This is a genomic window from Phyllobacterium sp. SYP-B3895, from assembly GCF_009647635.1.
Taxonomy (GTDB): Bacteria; Pseudomonadota; Alphaproteobacteria; order Rhizobiales; family Rhizobiaceae; genus Phyllobacterium; species Phyllobacterium pellucidum.
The window spans coordinates 554656-577997 of record NZ_WJIG01000001.1 but is presented as its reverse complement, the minus strand read 5'-3'; the positions used below and the strand labels follow the sequence as shown (position 1 = coordinate 577997).

General features: G+C 61.0%; 19 protein-coding genes and 1 riboswitch. Of the genes, 14 read left to right on the top strand and 5 right to left on the bottom strand.

Annotated features, from left to right (window positions below; genetic code table 11):
* Window positions 1-80 precede the first annotated feature (80 nt).
* The gene (locus GF108_RS02735) at window positions 81-1019 is read right to left on the bottom strand and encodes a nucleoside hydrolase (protein ID WP_153666776.1); all 939 of its coding nucleotides are present in this window, start codon (window positions 1017-1019) and stop codon (window positions 81-83) included.
* Between the two features lie 134 nt (window positions 1020-1153).
* Here GF108_RS02735 and GF108_RS02730 point away from each other — a divergent pair, with 134 nt between their 5' ends.
* Window positions 1154-1576, top strand: coding sequence for an Hsp20 family protein (locus GF108_RS02730; RefSeq protein ID WP_027230792.1), 423 nt, complete (start codon window positions 1154-1156; stop codon window positions 1574-1576).
* 56 nt (window positions 1577-1632) lie between these two features.
* A complete protein-coding gene (locus GF108_RS02725) occupies window positions 1633-1890 on the top strand; it encodes a DUF1150 family protein (RefSeq protein WP_051614838.1) in 258 nt (85 codons plus the stop codon).
* 18 nt (window positions 1891-1908) lie between these two features.
* On the opposite strand, the gene pncB is transcribed toward GF108_RS02725, so the two are convergent.
* The gene (gene pncB, locus GF108_RS02720) at window positions 1909-3216 is read right to left on the bottom strand and encodes a nicotinate phosphoribosyltransferase (protein WP_153666775.1); all 1308 of its coding nucleotides are present in this window, start codon (window positions 3214-3216) and stop codon (window positions 1909-1911) included.
* 255 nt (window positions 3217-3471) lie between these two features.
* Here pncB and GF108_RS02715 point away from each other — a divergent pair, with 255 nt between their 5' ends.
* The 4 genes from GF108_RS02715 (at window position 3472) to preA (ending at window position 10758) form a co-directional block, all read left to right on the top strand.
* A complete protein-coding gene (locus GF108_RS02715) occupies window positions 3472-4635 on the top strand; it encodes an efflux RND transporter periplasmic adaptor subunit (RefSeq protein WP_153666774.1) in 1164 nt (387 codons plus the stop codon).
* 9 nt (window positions 4636-4644) lie between these two features.
* Window positions 4645-7776 carry an efflux RND transporter permease subunit gene (locus GF108_RS02710; protein ID WP_153666773.1) on the top strand — a complete coding sequence of 1044 codons (3132 nt, stop codon included), beginning with the start codon at window positions 4645-4647 and terminating at the stop codon, window positions 7774-7776.
* A gap of 205 nt (window positions 7777-7981) precedes the next feature.
* Window positions 7982-9436: an NAD(P)-dependent oxidoreductase gene (locus GF108_RS02705; protein WP_153666772.1), complete on the top strand. Its 1455-nt coding sequence runs from the start codon at window positions 7982-7984 to the stop codon at window positions 9434-9436.
* 11 nt (window positions 9437-9447) lie between these two features.
* The gene (gene preA, locus GF108_RS02700; RefSeq protein ID WP_153666771.1) at window positions 9448-10758 is read left to right on the top strand and encodes an NAD-dependent dihydropyrimidine dehydrogenase subunit PreA; all 1311 of its coding nucleotides are present in this window, start codon (window positions 9448-9450) and stop codon (window positions 10756-10758) included.
* Between the two features lie 4 nt (window positions 10759-10762).
* On the opposite strand, the gene rutR is transcribed toward preA, so the two are convergent.
* On the bottom strand, window positions 10763-11416 hold the full coding sequence (rutR, locus tag GF108_RS02695) for an HTH-type transcriptional regulator RutR (RefSeq protein WP_027230785.1): 654 nt from the start codon (window positions 11414-11416) through the stop codon (window positions 10763-10765).
* Between the two features lie 214 nt (window positions 11417-11630).
* Between rutR and GF108_RS02690 the strand changes: the two genes are divergently transcribed.
* The 8 genes from GF108_RS02690 (at window position 11631) to GF108_RS02655 (ending at window position 20686) form a co-directional block, all read left to right on the top strand.
* Window positions 11631-12956, top strand: a complete 1326-nt coding sequence (locus tag GF108_RS02690; protein ID WP_153666770.1) for an aspartate aminotransferase family protein — start codon at window positions 11631-11633, stop codon at window positions 12954-12956.
* A gap of 11 nt (window positions 12957-12967) precedes the next feature.
* A complete protein-coding gene (locus GF108_RS02685) occupies window positions 12968-14215 on the top strand; it encodes a Zn-dependent hydrolase (RefSeq protein ID WP_153666769.1) in 1248 nt (415 codons plus the stop codon).
* A 144-nt stretch (window positions 14216-14359) separates the two neighbouring features.
* The gene (gene hydA, locus GF108_RS02680) at window positions 14360-15814 is read left to right on the top strand and encodes a dihydropyrimidinase (protein ID WP_153666768.1); all 1455 of its coding nucleotides are present in this window, start codon (window positions 14360-14362) and stop codon (window positions 15812-15814) included.
* Window positions 15814-16653 carry an ABC transporter ATP-binding protein gene (locus GF108_RS02675; protein WP_153666767.1) on the top strand — a complete coding sequence of 280 codons (840 nt, stop codon included), beginning with the start codon at window positions 15814-15816 and terminating at the stop codon, window positions 16651-16653. Before hydA ends, GF108_RS02675 begins: the two co-directional genes overlap by 1 nt.
* On the top strand, window positions 16622-17125 hold the full coding sequence (locus tag GF108_RS02670; protein ID WP_246663822.1) for a GNAT family N-acetyltransferase: 504 nt from the start codon (window positions 16622-16624) through the stop codon (window positions 17123-17125). The genes GF108_RS02675 and GF108_RS02670 overlap by 32 nt, the downstream gene beginning before the upstream one ends.
* Entirely contained in the window at window positions 17122-17997 is an 876-nt protein-coding gene (locus GF108_RS02665) for an ABC transporter permease (protein ID WP_153666766.1), read from the top strand. The genes GF108_RS02670 and GF108_RS02665 overlap by 4 nt, the downstream gene beginning before the upstream one ends.
* Before the next feature lie 574 nt (window positions 17998-18571).
* Complete coding sequence (locus GF108_RS02660) at window positions 18572-19672, top strand: ABC transporter permease (RefSeq protein ID WP_153666765.1); 1101 nt, start codon at window positions 18572-18574, stop codon at window positions 19670-19672.
* A gap of 27 nt (window positions 19673-19699) precedes the next feature.
* Window positions 19700-20686, top strand: coding sequence for an ABC transporter substrate-binding protein (locus tag GF108_RS02655; protein WP_153666764.1), 987 nt, complete (start codon window positions 19700-19702; stop codon window positions 20684-20686).
* 40 nt (window positions 20687-20726) lie between these two features.
* Here GF108_RS02655 and ilvD read toward each other — a convergent pair whose 3' ends face one another.
* Both ilvD and GF108_RS02645 read right to left on the bottom strand, forming a co-directional pair.
* The gene (gene ilvD / locus GF108_RS02650) at window positions 20727-22580 is read right to left on the bottom strand and encodes a dihydroxy-acid dehydratase (RefSeq protein ID WP_153666763.1); all 1854 of its coding nucleotides are present in this window, start codon (window positions 22578-22580) and stop codon (window positions 20727-20729) included.
* 164 nt (window positions 22581-22744) lie between these two features.
* The gene (locus GF108_RS02645) at window positions 22745-22981 is read right to left on the bottom strand and encodes an Lrp/AsnC ligand binding domain-containing protein (RefSeq protein ID WP_027230775.1); all 237 of its coding nucleotides are present in this window, start codon (window positions 22979-22981) and stop codon (window positions 22745-22747) included.
* A gap of 104 nt (window positions 22982-23085) precedes the next feature.
* A riboswitch (glycine riboswitch) is annotated at window positions 23086-23172 on the top strand.
* Window positions 23173-23342: the final 170 nt, after the last annotated feature.

Below are 23342 nucleotides of genomic sequence, written 5' to 3'. Positions count from 1 at the left end.
CGGAAATTACTGAGTCATCGTTTACGCCGGCTCAACTTTTTGTGATGGAATGGCGGCCGTGGACGGCCGCCATCGGAGCGTCAAGAGATACGTCCTATGCGCTCGATCAAAAGGTCGAAGAAGCCTTCATCATCGACGTCACGGATGTAGTAGGCATTGCTTGGCCGGTCGGTGACGCCCCACCAGTCGACCACGGTCATGCCGAGCGTCAGCTCGTTGGCTGCCTCCACCGTGACATTGCAGGTCCGGCCGCCATAAAGTTCCGGCTTGAGCAGATAGGCGATCACGTTCGGGTCATGCAGCGGCCCACCGTCGCTACCATATTTTTCCTCGTCGAATCGCTCGAAGAATTCGAGGAGTTCTACGCAGGCATCGCCGGCGCGCGTTCCCATATTGCGGAAGCGGTCGACGCGCTTTGCCGTCGAAAGCGCCTTGTGCGTCACATCGAGCGGCAGGATCGTGACGGGAACGCCGGATTGCAGCACGATCTGCGCCGCGTGGGGATCGACGTGGATATTGAACTCGGCAGTCGGCGTTATATTGCCGCCTTCGAAGAAGCCGCCGCCCATGAGCACGATCTCGCGGATGCGCGGGGCAAGTTCCGGCGCCCTGATGAGGACCTGCGCCACATTGGTGAGCGGGCCGAGCGCGCAGAGCGTCACGCTGCCTGGTTCCTCGCGGCGCAATGTCTCGATGATGAAATCGACCGCATGCTGCGTCTGGAGCGGCATAGTCGGCACCGGCAGGTCGGGCCCGTCAAGTCCGGTCTTGCCATGAACATGTTCGGCGGTGATCAGGGGGCGCAGCAGCGGCCGATCCGCGCCGGCAAAGACTTTCGCATCCGGGCGACCGGCAAGTTCGCAGATCTTCCGGGCATTGAGCTCGGTCAGCGCCAGCGGCACGTTTCCGGCGACTGCGGTTATGCCAAGCACGTCAAGTTCGGGGCTGGAAAAGGCTAGAAGGATGGCAAGGGCATCATCTTGGCCGGGATCGGTATCGATTATGATTTTACGCGTCATTTCCTACTTTCTCGCGACCTGAATCCGGCCCTCTCTTGAACTCCGTGATTCGATCGACCATATCATTTGGCAAAGGTGAAATGCTGTCGAACACGGGTTTTGCTTTTAGGTCGCTTTTATCAAGGACTGCACCAATGACACGAATGACGCCATTTTCAAGCCCCTTGCTGCTTGGTTTTGACTCGATGGAAAAGACGCTGGAGCGCATCGCGAAATCCGGCGACGGCTATCCACCCTACAATATCGAGCGCATACGCGGCGCGAACGACCGCGAACAGCTTCGCATCGTTCTGGCAGTGGCCGGTTTCTCCAACGAAGACCTGGAAGTCACGACGGAGGACAACCAGCTGGTCATTCGCGGCAGGCAGGCCGATGAAGGCGAACGGGAATATCTGCATCGCGGTATAGCCGCGCGCCAGTTCCAGCGGATCTTCGTACTTGCCGATGGAATGCGCGTAAGCGCTGCCTCGCTGAAGAATGGGTTGTTGTCGATCGACCTCGATCGGCCGGAACCCGAACGGTTGGTCAAGCGCATAAACATTGCGGTAGAGGACTGACCGTAGCTCTAACAGGACAGGGCTTCGAAATAGACTGTCCGAATATGGAGGCTGACATGCAAAACACTGTTCACAAAAGCCCGTTCTCGGATCTTGAATTTGCACGGCTTGGCGCCGGACAGGTTGCCTATATGCGCAAGGTCAAGACCGACGAGCTCGCCCACAGCTTTCCGGCGCTGCCGCCGATGACGCCGGGTGTCGAGCTCTGGGCCCTCTTTGGTGCCAATGGCGATCCGATCGTCCTCTCCGACGAGCGCGACAATGTCCTCGTCGGCGCCCAGGAACATGAACTGCGCACCGTAATGCTGCAGTAAAAACCGGATAAGCGTGGTTCAGACCTTGACGGCCTGTTCCACGCGATCCTCCGCCCCGAATACTTCCAGATAGCGCTTTATCTCCGCCGGATCGCCCGTCGCCTTCTTCGGGTTGTCGGAAAGCTTGACCGCCGGTCGACCATTGGTTTCGCTGACCTTGCAAACCAGCGAAATGGCATTGAGCCGGTCATTGTAGCGCGGCGCGCAATCCTCGAAATCATTGGTGAGGTTGGTGCCCCAGCCAAAGCTCATGCGCACCTTGCCGCGAAAATGGTGATAGGTCTCCTCGATCGTATCGACATCGAGACCATCGGAGAAGACCAGCAGTTTCTGGCGCGGGTCCTTTCCCTTCGACCGCCACCAGGCGAGGATCTTTTCGCCGCCCTCGATCGGGGGCGCACTATCGGGTCGGAAACCAGTCCAGTCAGCCACCCAGTCCGGCGCATCGCGCAGAAAGGCGGCCGTACCGAATGCATCGGGGAGCACAATCAGCAGGTTCCCACCATAATAGCGGTTCCAATCCTGCAGGACCTTGTAGGGCGATTTGAGCAGCTCCGCCCTTGTCGTGCTGAGCGCCGCAAGCACCATCGGCAACTCGTGGGCATTGGTGCCGAGCGCCTCGAGATCATTGTCCATCGCCATCAGAACATTGCTCGTGCCGGTGAACGCAGGGCCGATCCCTTCCTTCAGCGCCTCGACGCACCAGCGCTGCCATAGAAATGAATGGCGCCGCCGCGTGCCGAAATCGGAAATCCGGATATCGGGGAGCGCGCGCAGGCGTTCGACCTTCGACCACATCTTGGCCTTGGCGCGGGCATAGGTGACGTCGAGTTCGAAGCGCCCCATCTGTTTCATGGCGGCGCGCGAGCGCAACTCGTTGATGATCGTCAGCGCCGGGATCTCCCACATCGTCGTATACATCCACGGCCCGTAGAAATTCAGGACGTATTGTCCGTCTTGCCGCGTAAGCTCATATTCGGGCAATTGGAAATTCGTCAGCCATTCGAGGAAATCCGGCTCGAAGATCTGCCGCTTGCCGTAGAACGTATTACCGCCGAGCCAGATCATTTCCTTCTTGCTGAATCGCACCGTCCGCGCGTGGTCGAGCTGGGCCCGGAGTTCCTGCTCGTCGATTTCGTCGGCAAGCCGGACGCGCGTCGTCCGGTTGATCAGGGTGAAGGTGGCATCGACCTTGGGATAGAGCCCCCAGATCATCTGCAGCATCAGAAGCTTGTAGAAATCCGTGTCTAGCAGGCTGCGGACGATGGGATCGAGCTTCCATGTGTGGTTGAACACACGCCGTGCGATGTCGGTCTTGGTCGCCATATGGCCGCTCTCCTTCCGAATATTCCGCCAGCCATGTTGCACGGCAACTATCCGCCTTCAAGCGGAGCTGGCTAAATTCACGAAGCGGCTCTTCCATTAAATATTTGTAACCTCACCGAATTGTCATTAACGGTTCAGGCAAAGCACCCTATCTTCGCTCCACATTCGCCTGTTCGCGCTCGATGACGCGTTGAGGTATAATTAATTTAGGCGCTGGCTCTGCTTTGACGCGGGACCGGCGTTTTGGAGTGACGTATGAAGGTTTGGAAACAACTGGCTCTGGCTTTGGTAATCCTTGGTGCTGCCGGGGCAGGCTGGCTGTATGTCTTTCCTGGCGCAAGTGATTTCCTGAAGAAGGCCGGCATCGATCGCGGCGCAACCACGGCGGCGACCGCGCCGGCCGGCGGGCAAAAGCAGAAGCGCAGCGGACAGCCTTTGCCGCTCGTCACGGTTCGTGCGGCCGCCGATGCGAAGATCAATGACCGGCTGACGGCGATCGGAACGGGCAAGGCCAAGAGCTCCGTCTCCGTGACGCCGTATGCCGCCGGCCGTCTTACCGAGATACTCGTTACCTCCGGCAGCCACGTGCAGAATGGCGACGTTATTGCCCGGCTCGATTCCGAATCGGAAAGCATCCTGGCAGACAAGGCCCGGACGGCTCTCAAGGATGCCGAGACCAAGCTGAGGCGCGCTCAGAATCTCTCGACGACCAACACCGTCTCGGCGGTCCAGGTATCCGACGCCGAACTCGTCGTTGAAAATGCAAGGCTGAACCTGCGCGAAGCCGAGCTTGCCTTGGATCGCCGCGCCATCCGGGCGCCGATCGGCGGCACCGTCGGCATATTCCCGATCAATGCCGGCAACTACGTCGTCACCACCACGCAAGTCGCCTCCATCGACGACCGGTCGGAACTCCTTGTCGATTTCTGGGTGCCGGAACGGTTTGCGCCAGCGGTGACGATTGGCGCCGAAGTGTCGGCAAGCTCGATTGCCCGCCCTGGAGAATCGTTCAAGGGCGCAGTCAGTGCCATCGACAACCGGGTCGATCCGACGAGCCGCACGCTTCACGTCCAGGCGAAGATCACCAACCCGAAGGATACGCTGCGCGAGGGCATGGCATTCCAGGTGTCGCTCGGTTTTCCGGGCGAGACCTATCCGACGGTCGATCCGCTGGCGATCCAGTGGGGGACGGATGGCGCCTATGTCTGGCGCATTGTTGACAGCAAGGCATCCCGGGTGCCGGTGCGGATCGTCCAGCGCAACACGACCAACGTACTCGTCGACGCCGATATCAAGCCGGGCGACCAGATCGTCGCCGAAGGCGTGCAGTCGGTGCGGCAGGACGGCCTCGTCCAAATTCAGGGCCAGCCCGCTCCTGACCAGGCAAGTCCCTTGGCTTCCGTCGGCGAACAGGGCTGAGGCAGCGCCATGAGCAGCTCGAAAGGCCAAGCCGACTTTACCGCCCTTTTCATTCGCCGTCCGATTCTGTCGCTGGTGTTGAACGCCCTGATCGTCGTTGCCGGACTGGCGGCGTTCTACGGCGTCGATGTCCGTGAACTGCCCGACGTCGACCGTCCCGTGGTGACCGTGAGTACGGATTTCACCTCGGCGGCAGCAGAAACGGTCGATCGCGAACTGACATCCGCCATCGAAGGCGCTGTATCCCGCGTCTCGGGGGTCAAGTCCATTTCATCGAGCTCGTCCTTCGGCAATAGCCGCGTGACGGTCGAGTTCAACGACAATGTCGACCTCAATGTCGCCGCCGCCGATATGCGCGATGCGATCAGCCGCATCTCCAACACGCTGCCCGACGAAGCTGACCCGCCGCGCATCGTCAAGGCGGACGCCAATTCCGACGCTGTCATGCGCCTCGCGGTCACGTCCGACACGATGGCGGTGGAGGACATGACGGTCCTCGTCGAAGACCAGATCGAAGACGTGCTGGCCTCGGTTCCCGGCGTCGCCGATGTTCAGATCAACGGCAACCGCAGCAAGATTTTCCGCATCGATATTGACCAGGGCAAGCTTTCCGGTCTCGGCATGAACATCGCCGATATCCGCAACGCGCTGAACACCATGGCCTTCGACACGCCGGCAGGCCAGCTCAACAGCAATGACCAAAGTATCGTCGTGCGTGCGCAGGCGCCGGTGACGACGCCCGAAGATTTCGAGAACATCATCATCAAGAACCAGACGCGCATCCGCGACGTCGCCACCGTCACGCTTGGGCCCGATATCGGCACCTCGTCGCTGCGCGCCAACGGCAAGACCGGCATCGGCCTTGGCATTATTCGTCAGGCGCAGTCGAATACGCTCGACATCTCGAAGGGCGTACGCGCCGCAGTGGAAGAACTGCAGAAGACGCTGCCGAAGGGCGTCGACATTCGGGTGACCAGCGATGATGCCGACTTCATCAACGGCGCCGTGCACGAAGTCGAGATCGCGCTTGGCGCGTCGGTCCTCATCATCATCCTAATCATCTATCTCTTCCTTTGGGATTTCAAGGCGACCCTGATCCCGGCAGTCAGCATGCCGGTTGCTCTGATCGGCACAATTTCGGCGATATATCTCGCTGGTTTTTCCATTAACATCCTGACGCTGCTCGCTCTCGTTCTCGCAACCGGCCTCGTCGTGGACGATGCCATCGTCGTCCTTGAAAATATCGTTCGCCGCCGCAACCAGGGCATGGGGCCGCGGGCCGCGGCGGTGCTCGGCACGCAGGAAGTGTTCTTTGCCGTCATCGCCACCACGGTCACCTTAGCGGCGGTTTTTGTGCCGCTCTCCTTCCTTCCTGGCCAGACCGGCGGGCTTTTCCGCGAGTTCGGCTTCGTGCTCGCCATCTGCGTACTGCTCTCGGCCGTCGTCGCCCTGACGCTCTGCCCCATGCTCGCTTCGCGGCTCTTGAGCGCCAGCGAGCGGCGGCATGAGGAAGTTGCCCACGCGCCCGGTGTTGTCGGCCGCATCGGCAGCTGGTTTGGCGGCCTCTATGCGCGAATGCTGCATGCCTGCCTCGCCGCCCCGTGGATCGTCGTCATCGTCTCGGTCCTGTTTGCGGGAGCCGCCTTCGGCGCATTTTCTCTGCTCAAGCAGGAACTGACACCCACCGAGGACCGGGCCGCGGCCTTCCTGCGCATAACGGCGCCGCAGGGCGTCAGCCTTGAATATCTCGGCGATGAGATGCGCAAGATCGAGGCGCTCATCCAGCCGTTGCGCGATGCCGGCGAGATCGAGAACACCTTCTCCATCGCCGGGCAGAACGGCAACACCAATCGCGGTTTCATGGTTCTGAGCCTCGCCAAGTGGAAGGAACGCCAGCGCAGCCAGCAGGAAATCGTCGCTGACGTTTCGCGCCTTGTGCGCGATATTCCGGGCATCCAGGTCTTTGCGGCGCAGCCCAATTCGCTTGGCATTCGCGGGGCCGGCAATGGTCTGCAATTTGCCGTCGTCGGCAGCAGCTATTCGGAACTTGGGACCACCGCGGCAAAGATCGTCTCCGAACTGGAGAAAGACCCTCGCTTCGACCGGCCGCGCCTGACCAACGAGCCGACGCAGCCCCAGCTCGCCGTATCGATCGACCGCGAGCGCGCCTCCGATCTTCGCATCGACATCAGCGGGCTGGCGGAAGCGCTGCAGTCGGTCCTTGATGGCTACAAGGTCGGCTCGGTCTATATCGAGGATCGCAGCTTCGACGTGAAGCTCGTCGCGACCATCAATCCGATCAACGATCCGACCGATCTGGAAAACGTGTTCCTGCGCACCGGCGATGGTCGTTTCGTGCCCATGTCGACAATCGCCAAGCTCACCGAGGTTGCTGTTCCGCCTGCACTTACCCGCGAACAGCAGATGCGTTCCGTTGCGGTCACCGCCGGACTGCGTGCGGATTTTGCCCTCGGCGATGCCTATAAGGTGGCGCAGCAGGTGGCTGCGCCGTTGTTGCCGCCCGGCTACCGTCTCATTCCGCTTGCCGAAGCGGCGACGCTCGGCGAAAATTCGGCGAGCATGATGGTGACGTTCGGCTTCGCCCTCTTGATCATCCTGCTTGTCCTTGCAGCGCAGTTCGAAGGCTTCATCAGCGCTATCATCGTCATGGCGACGGTGCCGCTCGGTCTTGCCTGTGCCGTCTTCGCCATGGTGATGACGGGCACCAGCATGAACGTCTACAGCCAGATCGGCCTGGTGCTGCTCGTCGGTATTATGGCCAAGAACGGTATTCTCATCGTCGAGTTCGCCAATCATCTGCGCGACCAGGGCAAAGGCGTGCGCGAGGCCATCGAAGAGGCGTCAAACATCCGCTTGCGTCCCGTCGTGATGACGATGCTCTGCGCGATCCTCGGCGGCGTTCCGCTCGTCCTTGCCAGCGGCGCCGGCGCTGAAGCGCGCATAGCGCTCGGCTGGGTGATCGTCGGCGGGCTGGGTCTCGCCACCGCATCGACGCTGTTCCTGACGCCGGTTGCCTATCTCCTGCTCGCGGGCTTCTCCAAGCCGAAAATCGAGGAAGAGGCGCGTCTCAACCGCGAATTGCTCGAAGTCGATTCGCGACCCCGCCTCGCCGCCGAATAGCCGCCTTCGCAACATTCCAACGCCTGTCTCGACGTAGACGGGCGTTGGTGCAATCTGCTTAGCAAAATATTGACCGTTTGATAAAAAATTTGACCTTCTGTCAAAATATGGCATTCTTCCCTTAGAGGAGCCGGACGAACCGGCCCACGAAAATGGCAGCGATCCCCGGGAACCGGACGCGGCCAGAAAGAGGAGATGCGATTTTATGGGATCGATCGATTCTGCAATCCGTGACGTCAGGACCGGACGTCTTCCAGCCGAAGACTATGCGGATGTCTTTTCCGACCTCCATCCGCCGCTTACACGGCACGAGGCTTTCGTCGAATCCGATCGCTGCTATTTTTGCTACGACGCTCCTTGCATGAATGCGTGCCCGACCGGCATCGACATTCCGCTCTTCATCCGCGAGATCAACGCGGACAATCCGACCGGATCGGCCAAGACCATTCTGTCGGAGAATATTCTCGGTGGAATGTGCGCCCGCGTCTGCCCGACCGAAACCCTTTGCGAACAGGCTTGCGTGCGTGAAATCGCCGAAGGCAAGCCGGTGAAGATCGGCCTGTTGCAGCGTTATGCGACCGACCACCTGATGGCGAACGGCAAACATCCCTTCCAGCGCGCAGAACCGTCCGGCAAATCCGTGGCGGTAGTCGGGGCAGGACCGGCAGGGTTGTCTGCAGCGCATCGCCTGGCGATGCGCGGCCATGACGTGACGATCTTCGAAGCGCGGCCCAAGGCCGGCGGTCTGAATGAATATGGTATTGCCGCCTATAAGACACCGGATGATTTTGCCCAGAAGGAACTCGATTTCATCCTCGAGATCGGCGGCATTACCATTCAGAACGATAAGGCGCTTGGACGCGATGTAAGCCTCGATGCATTGCACGCGGGCTTCGATGCCGTGTTTCTCGGCATCGGCCTGCCGTCCGTCAACGAACTCGGACTCGAAGGCGAAGATGCGGCCGGCTGTATCGACGCGGTCGACTACATCTCGGTGCTGCGCCAGAGCGACGACCTTTCGGAAATTGCCGTCGGTCGCGACGTGGTCGTCATTGGCGGCGGCATGACTGCTATCGACGTCGCCGTGCAGACCAAACTGCTTGGCGCCGAAAATGTCATTATCGCTTACCGCCGCGGCCCGGAGCATATGAATGCCAGCGCCTTCGAACAGGAACTTGCGCTGAAGAACGGGGTCATCATCCGCCATTGGCTGCAGCCCCGCGAACTTACCCGCAACGAACATGGCGAAGTCTGCGGCATTACGCTGGATTACACCGCCATTACGGATGGCCGTCTCGGCGTGACCGGCGAAAGCATTACGCTCGCCAGCGACCAGATTTTCAAGGCTATCGGCCAGGCTCCGGCGGCCACCCTTCTGGCAGAGGCAGGCATTGCGCTTTCGCGCGGCCGTATCAGCGTCGATGAGGAAGGCAGAACCTCAATCCCGGGGATATGGGCCGGCGGCGACTGCGTGGCCGATGGCGAGGATCTGACCGTTGCGGCAGTGCAGGACGGCAAGATTGCCGCCGAATCCATTCATCGCGCCTTGATGCAGAAGCCGGAAAAGGTTGCGGGTTTTGTCGAGGCCGTCATGGCCGACAATACCAAGGCGACCGACAGCGCGCACAAACCCAGTCACCCACGCCACGTGGCAGGCTGAAGGAGATCGACATGGCTGATCTATCGACGAATTTCCTCGGCATCAAATCGCCCAATCCGTTCTGGCTGGCTTCCGCCCCGCCGACCGACAAGGCCTATAATGTGGAGCGCGCCTTCAGGGCCGGCTGGGGCGGCGTCGTCTGGAAGACCCTAGGTGAGGAGGGCCCGCCGGTCGTCAATGTCAATGGCCCGCGCTATGGCGCTATCCATGGGCCGGATCGCCGACTTCTGGGCTTCAACAATATCGAGCTCATCACCGACCGGCCGCTTGAAGTAAATCTCCGCGAAATGACCGAGGTGAAGAAAAAGTGGCCTGATCGCGCCTTGATCGCGTCGATCATGGTGCCGTGCGAAGAGCAGGCGTGGAAAGCGATCCTGCCGCTTGTCGAGGCAACGGGCGCTGATGGCATCGAGCTGAATTTCGGCTGCCCGCATGGCATGTCCGAGCGCGGCATGGGATCGGCGGTCGGCCAGGTGCCGGAATATATCGAAATGGTCGTGCGCTGGTGCAAGCAGTACACCCGCATGCCGGTTATCACCAAGCTGACCCCAAATATTGCTGATATCCGCAAGCCCGCGCGCGCCGCGAATGCGGGTGGAACCGATGCCGTATCGTTGATCAATACGATCAATTCCATCGTCTCCGTCGATCTCGATAATTTCGCCCCGGTCCCGTCCATCGACGGGCGCGGCTCGCATGGCGGCTACTGCGGCCCGGCGGTAAAGCCGATTGCGCTCAACATGGTGGCGGAGATCGCCCGCGATGGTGAAACGCGCGGTCTGCCCATTTCCGGCATCGGCGGAATAACCACCTGGCGCGACGCGGCGGAATATATTGCCCTCGGTTGCGGCAATGTGCAGGTGTGCACGGCGGCCATGACCTACGGCTTCAAGATCGTGCAGGAGATGATCTCCGGTCTTTCCGACTGGATGGATTCGCGCGGCTTCAAAACGATCGAGGATTTCCGCGGCCTTGCCGTCCCGAACGTATCGGACTGGCAATACCTCAACCTCAACTACATTACCAAGGCGCGGATCGACCAGGACCTCTGCATCAAGTGCGGCCGCTGCTACATCGCCTGCGAGGATACCTCGCACCAGGCCATCACCTCCATGGTCGATGGCGCGCGGCACTTCGAAGTGATCGACGAGGAGTGCGTCGGCTGCAATCTCTGCGTCAACGTTTGTCCGGTCGACAATTGCATCAGCATGGTGCCGATGACGGCAGGCGTCGATCCGCGCACGAAGCTGCCGATCAAGCCGGACTACGCCAACTGGACGACCCATCCGAACAACCCGACGGCAAAGGTCGCCGCGGAGTAGGGAGCTAGCCCCGCGGCTTTATCCCATTGAGGATGATGCTGAGCACTGCCTGCGCCGTCTGTTCGCGAAAGCCCGGACGGCCGACCTGGCTGCCCATGATCGCCCGGACCTGGACGTCGAAATCAGCGTAATGCTGCGTGGTCGCCCATATCATGAAGATCAGGTGGTAGGGATCGACCGGGGCAAGCTTGCCTTCGCCGACCCAACGGCGAATGACTGCCGCCTTCTCGTCTACGAGCGGCTTCAGATGCGTGGTTAGAAACTCGCTGATCGCCGGGGCGCCATGCAACACTTCGTTGGCAAACAGCCGTGACGCCGCCGGATGGCTTTCCGACATGCTGATCTTGAGCGTGATATACTTGCGCAATTGCTCGATCGGATCGCCGTCGGGATCGATGTCGGCGAGCGGCGCCAGCCACTCCGCCAGCGTCTCTTCGAGCAGCGTCACATAGATGTTCTGCTTGCGCGGAAAATAATAGAGGAGGTTCGGTTTCGACATGCCGGCTTTCTCGGCAATCTGGTCGATCGTGGTGCCGCGAAAGCCATAGGTGGAAAAAGCGTCGAGCGCGGCGTCGAGAATGAGGCGGCGGTTGATTTCCTGTATGCGCGTCGTCTTTTCAGGAACCGCGCCTGCGCTGGTTTTGGCCGCTCTCCCCATGCACCCGCTCTCCTCTCAGACCGCGACAAGATGACAGTTCTGTTGCCGGCCGCCACAGGCGGAAAAACCGACAAAGCGCTTGACCGCTTTCCTATGCTCTTCTAGCCTGCATTTTGACCAAGTAGTCAAGTTTTTGATTGTGCCAGACGCACAGTCAATCGGGAACAAAAAAATCGGCCCCAAACGGGCCATCTGCGATCAGGAGGCGAGTCACATGTCCAAGGCGGCAATGGGGACAAATAATCTCGACGCGTTCTGGATGCCGTTCACGGCAAACCGCCAGTTCAAGCAGGACCCGCGTCTGCTCGTCAGTGCCAAGGACATGCATTTCAAATCGCATGACGGCCGCGAGATTCTCGATGGCACCGCGGGCCTCTGGTGCTGCAATGCAGGTCACGCCCGGCCGAAGATTGTCGAAGCGGTGCAGAAACAGGTTGCAGAACTCGACTACGCGCCCGCCTTTCAGATGGGCCATCCCAAGGTTTTCGAGCTTGCTGCACGCCTCGCGGCCATGCTGCCATCGCCGATCGACCATGTGTTTTTCACCAATTCGGGTTCTGAGGCGGTCGATACGGCGCTCAAGATCGCCATCGCCTATCACCGCGCCAAGGGCAACGGCACCAAGGTCAAGCTTATCGGCCGCGAACGCGGCTATCATGGCGTCGGCTTCGGCGGCATTTCCGTCGGCGGCATATCCGGCAATCGCAAGACGTTCGGCAATGCGCTCGGCGGCATCGATCATATTCGCCACACGCATGATCCGGCACGCAATGCGTTTACGCGCGGCGAGCCCGAATACGGCGTCGAATTCGCCGATGATCTCGAACGGGTCATCGCGCTTCACGATGCCTCCAATATTGCCGCGGTCATTGTCGAGCCGGTGGCCGGCTCGACCGGCGTCCTGATACCGCCAAAGGGTTATCTGAAGCGCTTGCGTGAAATCTGCACCAAGCACGATATTCTTCTGATTTTCGACGAGGTCATTACCGGTTTCGGCAGGCTCGGCGCGCCCTTTGCCGTGGATTATTTCGGCGTCATTCCGGATCTCGTCACCACTGCGAAAGGCATTACCAGCGGTGTCATCCCGATGGGCGCGGTCTTTGCCACGCGGCAGATTTACGAGGCCTTCATGACGGGCCCGGAAAACATGATCGAGCTTTTCCACGGCTACACCTATTCCGGCCATCCCGTCGCCTGCGCCGCTGCGCTCGCAACGCTCGATACCTATGAGTACGAGGGCCTGATGACGCGGGCGGCTGACCTTGCTGATTACTGGGCCGACGCGCTGCATGCCTTGAAAGGCCTGCCGCATGTCGTCGATATCCGCAATCTCGGATTGATCGGCGCCGTCGAACTCGAGCCGATCGACGGCGCGCCGACGAAGCGCGCCTTCCAGGCGTTCCTTGATTCCTACGAAAAAGGCCTGCTCATCCGGACGACCGGCGACATCATCGCCCTGTCGCCGCCGCTGATCATCAGCAAGGGGCAGATCGAACACCTCTTCGATACGCTGGCCGACGTTCTGAAAAATCTCGCATAGAGGCACACCCGATGACGCTCACTGGAAATCTCAGGATCAATGGCGACCGTCTCTGGGACAGCCTGATGGAAATGGCAAAGATCGGGCCGGGCCTGCGCGGCGGCAACAACCGCCAGACCCTGACAGACGAGGACGGCGAAGGCCGGCGCTTGTTCCAGGGGTGGTGCGAAAAAGCCGGTCTGTCGATGGGCGTCGATACGATGGGCAACATGTTCTTCATGCGCCCGGGAACTGACCCAGACGCTCTGCCTGTCTATGTCGGCAGTCATCTCGACACGCAGCCGACGGGCGGCAAGTTCGATGGCGTTCTCGGCGTCCTTGGCGGGCTCGAACTCGTCCGCACGCTGAACGATCTCAATATCCGGACCAAGCACCCGATTGTCGTCGTAAACTGGACCAACGAGGAAGGCACGCGCTTCGCTCCGGCCATGCTGGCATCCGGGGTCTTTGCCGGCGTGCTCGATCAGGATTGGGCCTATCAGCGCGAGGATGCCAAAGGCAAGAAATTCGGCGACGAGTTGGAGCGGATCGGCTGGAAGGGCGACGAGAAGGTCGGCGCGCGCAAGATGCATGCGCTGTTCGAATTGCACATCGAGCAGGGCCCGATCCTGGAGGCCGAGGGCAAGGATATCGGCGTCGTCACCCACGGGCAGGGCCTGTGGTGGCTGCAGATCACCCTGACCGGCAAGGAAAGCCATACCGGCTCGACGCCCATGCCTATGCGCAAGAATGCAGGGCTCGGCATGGCGCGCATCACCGAGCTTGTCCATGAGGTCGCAATGGCGCACCAGCCGAGCGCCGTCGGTGCTATCGGTCATGTCGACGTCTATCCGAACTCGCGCAACGTCATCCCGGGAAAAGTCGTCTTTACCGTCGATATCCGCTCGCCCAATATTGCCACGCTCAACGCCATGAAGGCGGAAATCGAGGCGAAAGCAGCCGGGATCGCCAAGGAACTCGGCCTGGGCATCGAGATCGAGGAAGAGGGCCACTTCGATCCGGTCGCATTTGACGCCGGTTGTGTGACGGCGGTGCGCAACGCCGCCGAGCGGCTCGGCTACAGCCATCGCAACATCGTTTCCGGCGCTGGCCACGATGCTTGCTGGATCAACCGCGTGGCGCCGACGGCCATGGTCATGTGCCCTTGCGTCGACGGCCTCAGCCACAACGAGGACGAGGACATCAAGAAGGAATGGGCGACAGCCGGCGCCGACGTGCTGCTGCATGCGGTGCTGGAGACGGCGGAGGTTGTCAGCTAGCCACTTAGCCCCTCGGGAGGGGGGCGGACCGCGGTCGAACACAGAATGCCTCGCTAACGCTTCAAACAAGACCCCTCCCGCTGCTTTGCGGCGACCTTCCCCCAAAGGGGGTAGCAAGAGGGAGCCAAAAAGGGGAACGGACACATGGCGACGAAAGTGATCAAGGGCGGCACCATCATCGCCGCGGATCGCACCTACAAGGCGGATGTGCTGATCGATGGCGATACTATCGCGGCGATTGGGACTGACCTTTCGGGCGATGAGGTTATCGACGCCACCGGTTGCTATCTGATGCCGGGCGGCATTGATCCGCACACCCACCTCGAAATGCCCTTCATGGGTACCCACTCCTCCGATGATTTCGACACCGGCACGGCGGCGGCGCTTGCCGGGGGCACAACGATGGTGGTCGATTTCGTTCTGCCCGGGGCCGATGGACTGCTCGCCGCACTGCAGGACTGGTTCCAGAAGGCGGGCAAGGCGCGCACCGACTATTCCTTCCACATGGCGATCACGGGCTGGAACAAGCAGGTTTTCGATGAAATGCCGAAGGTGGTCGAGCGCGGCATTAATACCTTCAAGCACTTCATGGCCTATAAGGGCGCGCTGATGGTGGACGATGACGAGATGTTCGCCTCGTTCACGCGCTGCGCCGAGATCGGCGCCATGCCGCTGGTCCACGCCGAAAATGGCGACGTCGTCGCCCAGCTCCAGCAGAAGCTCCTGGCAGAAGGCAATAACGGACCTGAGGCGCATGCCTATTCGCGCCCGCCGGAAGTCGAAGGCGAGGCAGCCAACCGGGCCATCATGATCGCAGACCAGGCCGGTGTTCCGCTCTATATCGTCCACGTCTCCTGCGAGCAGGCACACGAAGCCATTCGCCGCGCCCGCCAGAAGGGAATGCGTGTCTACGGCGAACCCCTCATTCAGCATCTCGTCCTTGATGAAAGCGAGTACAAGAACGAGGATTGGGACTATGCGGCGCGGCGCGTCATGTCGCCGCCGTTCCGCGACAAGATCCACCAGAACGGGCTCTGGGCCGGGCTCGCATCAGGCAGCCTGCAGGTCGTTGCGACCGATCATTGCGCCTTCACCACCGAGCAGAAGCGTTTCGGCGTCGGCGATTTCACCAAGATTCCGAACGGTACCGGCGGACTTGAGGATCGCATGCCGGTGTTGTGGACGCGCGGCGTCCGCACCGGCCGGCTGACACCCAACGAGTTCGTCGCCGTCACCTCGACCAATATTGCGCAGATTCTCAACATTTATCCGCGCAAGGGTGCAATCCTTCCCGGTTCCGACGCGGACATCGTCATCTGGGATCCCGAGGCCAGCAAAGTCATTTCCGCCACGTCGCAGAAGTCCGCCATCGATTACAATGTGTTCGAGGGCTTCGAGGTCACGGGTCTGCCGCGCATGACCCTGTCGCGCGGGCGCGTCGCCTACAAGGACGGCGAAGTTGTCGCCGCGACGGGCAGTGGCCGTTTCGTCGAGCGCGAGGCCAACGCGCCTGCCAACCGCGCACTTTCCACTTGGAAGGAATTGATGGCGCCGCGTAAGGTGGATCGCGATCCGAAGAACATTCCGGCGGGCGTCTGATGACAGTCGTCGCCCTTAGGCCCAAGGCGAAGACGATGTCCGAGGCGGCACCCAAAAATGTTATTGACGTCAAGGACCTGTCGCTGGTCTTCGAGACTAATGACGGCCCCGTAAACGCGCTCTCCCATATCGATCTTACGGTCAATGCCGGCGAGTTCGTGTCCTTCATCGGCCCGTCTGGCTGCGGCAAGACCACGCTTCTGCGTGTGATCGCCGATCTTGAGCAGCCGACATCGGGCAGCATAACTGTCAACGGCATGTCGCCTTCCGAAGCCCGCCAGAAGCGCGCCTATGGCTATGTGTTCCAGGCGGCGGCGCTTTATCCCTGGCGCACCATAGGCGGCAATATTTCGCTGCCGCTGGAAGTGATGGGCGTGCCGCGCGATGAGCGCAGGCAGCGTATCGCCAAGAATCTCGACCTCGTGAACTTATCCGGCTTCGAGAAGAAGTTTCCCTGGCAATTATCGGGCGGCATGCAGCAGCGCGCTTCCATCGCCCGCGCCCTGTCTTTCGATCCGCATCTGCTTTTGATGGACGAACCTTTTGGCGCGCTCGACGAAATCGTCCGCGACCACCTCAACGAGGAGCTTCTCAAGCTCTGGGCGAAGACGCAGAAGACCGTCATCTTCGTTACCCATTCGATTCCCGAGGCAGTGTTTCTCTCGACGAAGATCGTCGTCATGAGCCCGCGCCCCGGCCGGATCCATGAGATAATCGATTGCGACCTCGGCAGCGAGCGTACGCTCGATATTCGCGAGACGCCGAAATTCCTCGAGATTGCCCACCGGGTGCGCGAGGGGCTGCGCCATGGCCATTCCTACGACGAGGCGCATCTATGACGAGGCTCGCCTGATGATCATCCGGGCGGCCAGATTGCGCGACATGCCGGCCTGCGCGGATATCGTCAACACATGGATCGATGCGACCGACTGGATGCCGCGCGTGCATTCGCCTGATGAGGTGGCGGAATTCTATCGGGATACGGTTTTCGAACGCTTCGAGGTTTTCGTGGCCGACCGCGACGAGCAAATCGCCGGCATGGTTGCGCTGGCGCCGGACAACATGGTCAGCGCGCTCTATGTCCACGCCGATGCGCGCCGGCAGGGCGTGGGCAAGGCACTGCTCGACCGCGCCAAGCGTGAGGCGACAGGTCCCGTGCAGCTCTGGACCTTCGTCGCCAACCGGGCAGCCCAGGCGTTCTACAAGCACGAAGGATTTACGGAAGTGCGACGCACGGAGGGCGATAACGAGGAGCAACTTCCCGATATCCTCTATGTCTGCCCTCAGGACGGGGCGAGAGCCACGCCATGAATTTCATCCGCCACAGTGTCATTCCGGTCTCGACCGTCCTCGTCGCCATTTTGGTGCTCTGGTACGCATTCGCAGTCATTCTCAATGCGCCATTCGAGCGCGATCAGGCGGCACGCGCCAATACGACCCTTTCGACGCAGCAACTCATCGCCAATACCATGGCGCAGGAGCGGCCCGTGCTGCCGGCGCCGCATCAGGTGGCGGCGGAAATACGCAAGACCGTCTTCGACGTCAGTCCGACCTCGAAGCGCAGCCTCGTCTATCATGGCTGGATTACGCTTTCTTCGACCCTGCTCGGCTTCGCGCTCGGCACGCTGCTCGGCATCCTCCTGGCCATCGCCATCGTCCACTCGCGGACCCTCGACAAGAGCCTGATGCCGTGGATCATCACCTCGCAGACCGTGCCTATTCTCGCAATTGCGCCGATGATCATTGTGGTTCTCAATGCGGTCAACATTACCGGCCTGCTGCCCAAGGCGATGATCTCGACGTACCTCTCGTTCTTTCCCGTCGCTGTCGGGATGGTGAAGGGTTTGCGCTCGCCGGAGATCATGCACCTTGATCTCATGCGCACCTATAACGCCTCGAAAATGCAGGTTTTCTGGAAGCTCCGCTGGCCGGCTTCGATGCCGTACCTCTTCACCTCCATGAAGATCGCCGTGGCCATCAGCCTTGTTGGGGCAATCGTCGGCGAATTGCCGACAGGGGCTGTCGCCGGTATCGGCGCGCGGCTCCTCGCCGGCTCCTATTACGGGCAAACCGTGCAAATCTGGGCAGCATTGATCGCAGCGGCGCTGATGGCAGCAGTGCTTGTCAGCCTGATCGGCCTGATCGCGACCCTGGTCAACAGGCGCATGGGGGTGCGGGCATGAGGCTGGGCAAGACAAGCATCGGATCGTTGCGTGGCACCGCTTTCATCCTGCCCCATCGCGGCGAGGGTCGCCGCGCAGCGGCGGCGAGGGTGGCTCTGCGGCGATCGTCGGTTGATTATTGGTTGGGCCTTTCCCCCCACCCCGGATCTTCGATCCGACCCTCCCCACGCCGGGGGAGGGTGGAGCTGCGGCGTTTCTTCCAAACTCAAGCAGCCAACCTGGACCCAGCTAGAATAATCGACCTATCATCGTCGGGCACCGCTCTTACCCTCCCCCAACGTGGGGAGGGTCGTCGCGCAGCGGCGGGGTGGGGGGCTCTGCGGCGATCGCCGGTTGATTATTGGTTGGGCCTTTCCCCCCCCCCCGGATCTTCGATCCGACCCTCCCCACGCTGGGGGAGGGTGGGGCTGCGGCCTTACTTCCAACCTCAAGCGGCAAACCTGGAACCAGCTGGAATAATCGACCTGTCAACGCCGGGCACCGCCCTTACCCTCCCCCAGGGTGGGGAGGGTCGCCGCGCAACGGCGGGGTGGGGGGCGAACCCACGGCCATGTTCCACAACTGGGGTGCGGGCATGAAGCGCTCGCCTCTCGCCATTCTCGCCTTCCTGCTTGCGGCTGCATCGCTGGTACTGCCGACTGGGGCCGATGGTCCGGGCGCCCTTTTCTTCGTAGCACCCGCCATCGTCTTCGCAACAGCGGCGGTTGGGCTCTTCGTGGCCCCGTCTCTAACCTCACTGGTTGCCTTGCTGATCCTCGTCCATATCGCGGCAGCGTGCCTCATCGCGCTCCTCGGCTCTTTCACGATAAGCGGTCCGGCGATTGGCTATGGCTGCATGGTGGTATCCGCCTGGCTGCTTGCCTGGGTCGCCGTCCAGCGACTTGCGGCACTACGCCTCAAATCCGCCGGTGCGCAACGTTTCGTCAATCTCGCGCTGCCCGTCCTCTTCGGCGCCTGGCTGCTGATCCTCTGGGAGATCGTGGTGCGCGGCTTCGGCGTGCCGACCATTCTGCTGCCGCCGCCCTCGATGATCGCCGGGCGCATTGCTGGCTCCGTCCCGACCCTTTGGGCAGACTTCCAGCAGACATTCCTTAAGGCCGCGATCGCCGGCTATGCCATCGGCTGCGGCTCCGGGTTCATTGCCGCGATCATCGTCGATCGCGTCCCGTTCCTGCGCAAGGGACTCTTGCCGATCGGCAATCTGGTCGCCGCCCTTCCCGTCGTCGGCATCGCGCCGATCATGGTCATGTGGTTCGGTTCCTATTGGCAGTCGAAGGCTGCGGTCGTCGTCATCATGACGTTCTTTCCAATGCTCGTGAATACTGTCGCGGGTCTCGCCGCCTCTGGCGCGATGGAACGCGACCTGATGCGCACCTATGGCTCCAATTATTGGCAGACCCTCGTCAAGCTGCGCCTGCCAGCGGCGATGCCTTTCATTTTCAATGCGTTGAAGATCAATTCGACCCTTGCGTTGATCGGCGCTATCGTTGCCGAATTCTTCGGCTCGCCCATCGTCGGCATGGGCTTTCGCATATCGGCCGAGGTTGGCCGCATGAATGTCGATATGGTGTGGGCCGAAATCTTCGTTGCGGCGCTCGCCGGATCGCTATCCTACGGACTGATTACACTCATCGAACGGGCCGTCACCTTCTGGCACCCGTCCTATCGCGCATAACAAACAAGAACAGAGGAGAACTGAAGCATGAAGAAAACGTTGGCACTCTCACTCGGCCTCGCCATGACCCTGATGGCCAGCTCGGCGCTTGCTGCGGACAAGCTCGTCCTGCAGCTGAAATGGGTCACGCAGGGCCAGTTTGCCGGCTACTATGTCGCCAAGGATAAGGGCTTTTACGAGGAAGCCGGCCTCGACGTCGAGATCAAGCCGGGCGGACCCGACGTCGCGCCGCCCCAGGTCATCGCCGGCGGCGGCGCCGACGTGGTCGTCGACTGGATGCCTTCGGCGCTCGCAACCCGCGAGAAGGGGCTGCCTCTCGTCAACATCGCCCAGCCGTTCAAGCGCTCGGGCATGATGCTGACCTGCCGCAAGGAAACAGGGATTACCAAGCCGGAGGATTTCAAGGGCAAGACGCTCGGCGTCTGGTTCGGCGGCAACGAATATCCGTTCCTCTCCTGGATGAACCATCTCGGGCTCAAGACCGATGGTGGACCCGATGGTGTGACCGTTCTCAAGCAGGGTTTCAATGTTGATCCGCTGATCCAGAAGCAGGCAGACTGTATCTCGACCATGACTTACAACGAATATTGGCAGGTGATCGATGCCGGCATCCCGGCGGACCAACTCGTCACGTTCAAATATGAGGACGAAAAGGTCGCGACCTTGGAAGATGGTCTCTACGTGCTGCAGAAGAGCCTCGACGATCCGAAGATGGTCGACAAGCTTGCGCGTTTCGTCAAGGCTTCGATGAAGGGCTGGGACTATGCCCGCGCCAATCCGGATGAGGCTGCGACCATCGTCCTCGACAATGATGCAAGCGGCGCGCAGACCGAGAAGCATCAGAAGCGAATGGTCGCGGAGATCAACAAGCTGACGGAAGGCTCTACGGGCGTTCTCGACGTGGCTGCGGCCGAGCGGACGGTCGAAACACTGCTCGGCGGCGGTTCGGATCCGGTCATCACCAAGAAGCCCGAAGGCGCGTGGACCTCGAAGATCACCGACGCTGCGAAGTAACCGGAACGGCCCTCCCTGTTCGCGGAGGGCCGTCTACCGCCTAGTTCCAATCGTCGGGAATTTGCCGGACCGCCCCGCGGGCAGCACTGGTCGCCATGGCGCCATAGGCGCGTAGTGCCGTCGTTACCTTGCGCTTGCGCTTTTCTGCAGGCTTCCAGGCGGCGGCGCCCTTGGCTTCCATGTGGGCGCGGCGATCGGCAAGTACAGCATCGTCCACCGCGAGGTGAATCTTGCGGTTCGGAATATCGATATCGATCATATCGCCCTCCTCGACGAGGCCGATCAATCCGCCCTCGGCGGCTTCTGGTGACACGTGTCCGATCGAAAGGCCGGAAGAACCGCCGGAGAAACGCCCGTCGGTGATCAGGGCGCAGGCTTTGCCGAGACCCTTCGATTTCAGGTAGCTCGTCGGATAGAGCATTTCCTGCATGCCGGGTCCGCCGCGCGGACCTTCATAGCGGATCAGCACGATGTCGCCTGGCTTGACGCCGCCATTCAGGATGCCGAGTACGGCGCTGTCCTGGCTTTCGAAGATGCGGGCCGGGCCGGAGAATTTCAGGATCGAGTCGTCGACGCCCGCGGTTTTCACGATGCAGCCGTCCTCGGCGAGATTGCCGTAGAGAACCGCAAGGCCGCCGTCTTTGGAATAGGCATGCTCGGCGCTGCGGATCACACCCTTTTCGCGGTCGAGATCGACCGTATCGAAGCGGCGATCCTGGCTGAACGCGACTTGCGTCGGCACGCCGCCAGGCGCCGCCCGGAAGAAGTCGTGCACCGACTTGTTCGAGGTGCGGGCAATGTCCCAGCGGTCGAGCGCTGCGGCGAGATTGGCCGAATGCACGGAATAGACCGACGTGTCGATGAGGCCGGCGCGATCGAGTTCGCCGAGAATGCCCATGATACCGCCGGCATGGTGCACGTCCTCCATGTGGACGTTGGCAACGGCAGGGGCGACCTTGCAAAGCACCGGCACGCGGCGCGAGAGCCGGTCGATGTCGCTCATGGTGAAATCCACCTCGGCCTCATGCGCCGCAGCAAGCAGGTGCAGAACCGTGTTGGTGGAACCGCCCATGGCGATATCGAGCGTCATCGCATTTTCGAAAGCGGCGAACGAGGCAACCGCGCGCGGCAAGACGGTTTCGTCGTCCTGTTCGTAGTAGCGACGAGCGAGATCGACGACGAGATGGCCAGCCTCGACGAAGAGGCGGCGGCGGTCCGCATGGGTGGCGAGCGTCGAACCATTGCCGGGCAGCGACAGGCCGAGCGCCTCGGTGAGGCAATTCATCGAATTGGCGGTGAACATGCCGGAGCACGAACCGCAGGTCGGGCAGGCCGAGCGCTCGATGACCTGGACTTCCTCGTCGGAAATGCGGTCGTCGGCCGCCGCTACCATCGCATCGACGAGATCGAGCTTCTTTTCCTTGTCTCCCCAAACGACCTTGCCGGCTTCCATCGGGCCGCCGGAAACAAAGACGACGGGGATGTTGAGGCGCAGCGCGGCCATCAGCATGCCGGGGGTGATCTTGTCGCAATTGGAGATGCACACCATCGCATCGGCGCAATGGGCGTTGACCATATATTCGACGCTGTCGGCGATGATCTCGCGCGAAGGCAGCGAATAGAGCATGCCGTCATGGCCCATGGCGATGCCGTCATCGACAGCGATCGTATTGAATTCCTTGGCGACGCCGCCCGCACTTTCGATCTCGCGCGCAACGAGCTGGCCGAGATCCTTGAGATGGACGTGGCCGGGAACGAACTGCGTGAAGGAATTGACCACCGCAATAATCGGCTTGCCGAAATCCTCGTCCTTCATTCCGGTCGCGCGCCAGAGCCCGCGGGCACCAGCCATGTTGCGGCCATGTGTGGTTGTGCGTGAACGATAGGGGGGCATTTGGGATCATCCTGATGGCAGTGGTCGAAAAAGCATCTCTACAGACAAACAGAGCCAATGGCAAAATGGCATTTGTTTCCTGCGGGGCGTGCAAATTGTTGCATTTATTTCATAGTGAACTTCATCTCTGCCCGAAACGGGACGTAATGTCTCGGGGCTCGCGTTCAAAACGCCGTGAAAGTCATCGTCGTCAAGGAACGGGCAATTCCCGGAATTCCGAGCACGTTGTCGTTGATGAACTTGCCGACGTCCTTGTCCTCGGCGATGTAGATTTTTGCCAGAAGGTCATAATCGCCGCTTGTCGAATAAAGCTCCGATACGATTTCACGCTCGTAGAGGGCAGCTGCGACCTCATAGGTCTTGCCGGGGAAGCACTGCAGCTGCAGGAAGACGGGTTTCATTTATCTGCTCCGGTGGTCTGAACTGGTGCAATCAACATAATGGGTCCGGGCTTCGTTAGCCAGTTGTTCTCGTCTCGCGGTTGCGATATAAGCAGCCCGTTCGCACAGGCTATCTGGGAGAGACCGGTAAAACCGGCGCCGATGGAGCAACCGCCCCGGAAACTCTCAGGCAAAAGGACCAGACTAGCGTCGGACATCTGGAGAGTGGCGTGGCTTCGAAGGCTTCGCCCACCGAAGGAGAAAGCCCTGACCGGCGCAAGCCGGTAACGCAGCCGAGACAAGGGATGGCAAACATCCGGCAGGTGCGTTAGGGCCAAACTCTCAGGTCCCGTGACAGATGGGGTTTCGTGCCGCTCGCGGC

Excerpts from the sequence above, each read along its gene's own strand:
- GF108_RS02735 (WP_153666776.1), bottom strand. The coding sequence starts at position 1,019 with ATGACGCGTAAAATCATAATCGATACCGATCCCGGCCAAGATGATGCC.
- GF108_RS02730 (WP_027230792.1), top strand. The coding sequence starts at position 1,154 with ATGACACGAATGACGCCATTTTCAAGCCCCTTGCTGCTTGGTTTTGAC.
- GF108_RS02725 (WP_051614838.1), top strand. The coding sequence starts at position 1,633 with ATGCAAAACACTGTTCACAAAAGCCCGTTCTCGGATCTTGAATTTGCA.
- pncB (WP_153666775.1), bottom strand. The coding sequence starts at position 3,216 with ATGGCGACCAAGACCGACATCGCACGGCGTGTGTTCAACCACACATGG.
- GF108_RS02715 (WP_153666774.1), top strand. The coding sequence starts at position 3,472 with ATGAAGGTTTGGAAACAACTGGCTCTGGCTTTGGTAATCCTTGGTGCT.
- GF108_RS02710 (WP_153666773.1), top strand. The coding sequence starts at position 4,645 with ATGAGCAGCTCGAAAGGCCAAGCCGACTTTACCGCCCTTTTCATTCGC.
- GF108_RS02705 (WP_153666772.1), top strand. The coding sequence starts at position 7,982 with ATGGGATCGATCGATTCTGCAATCCGTGACGTCAGGACCGGACGTCTT.
- preA (WP_153666771.1), top strand. The coding sequence starts at position 9,448 with ATGGCTGATCTATCGACGAATTTCCTCGGCATCAAATCGCCCAATCCG.
- rutR (WP_027230785.1), bottom strand. The coding sequence starts at position 11,416 with ATGGGGAGAGCGGCCAAAACCAGCGCAGGCGCGGTTCCTGAAAAGACG.
- GF108_RS02690 (WP_153666770.1), top strand. The coding sequence starts at position 11,631 with ATGTCCAAGGCGGCAATGGGGACAAATAATCTCGACGCGTTCTGGATG.
- GF108_RS02685 (WP_153666769.1), top strand. The coding sequence starts at position 12,968 with ATGACGCTCACTGGAAATCTCAGGATCAATGGCGACCGTCTCTGGGAC.
- hydA (WP_153666768.1), top strand. The coding sequence starts at position 14,360 with ATGGCGACGAAAGTGATCAAGGGCGGCACCATCATCGCCGCGGATCGC.
- GF108_RS02675 (WP_153666767.1), top strand. The coding sequence starts at position 15,814 with ATGACAGTCGTCGCCCTTAGGCCCAAGGCGAAGACGATGTCCGAGGCG.
- GF108_RS02670 (WP_246663822.1), top strand. The coding sequence starts at position 16,622 with ATGGCCATTCCTACGACGAGGCGCATCTATGACGAGGCTCGCCTGATG.
- GF108_RS02665 (WP_153666766.1), top strand. The coding sequence starts at position 17,122 with ATGAATTTCATCCGCCACAGTGTCATTCCGGTCTCGACCGTCCTCGTC.
- GF108_RS02660 (WP_153666765.1), top strand. The coding sequence starts at position 18,572 with ATGAAGCGCTCGCCTCTCGCCATTCTCGCCTTCCTGCTTGCGGCTGCA.
- GF108_RS02655 (WP_153666764.1), top strand. The coding sequence starts at position 19,700 with ATGAAGAAAACGTTGGCACTCTCACTCGGCCTCGCCATGACCCTGATG.
- ilvD (WP_153666763.1), bottom strand. The coding sequence starts at position 22,580 with ATGCCCCCCTATCGTTCACGCACAACCACACATGGCCGCAACATGGCT.
- GF108_RS02645 (WP_027230775.1), bottom strand. The coding sequence starts at position 22,981 with ATGAAACCCGTCTTCCTGCAGCTGCAGTGCTTCCCCGGCAAGACCTAT.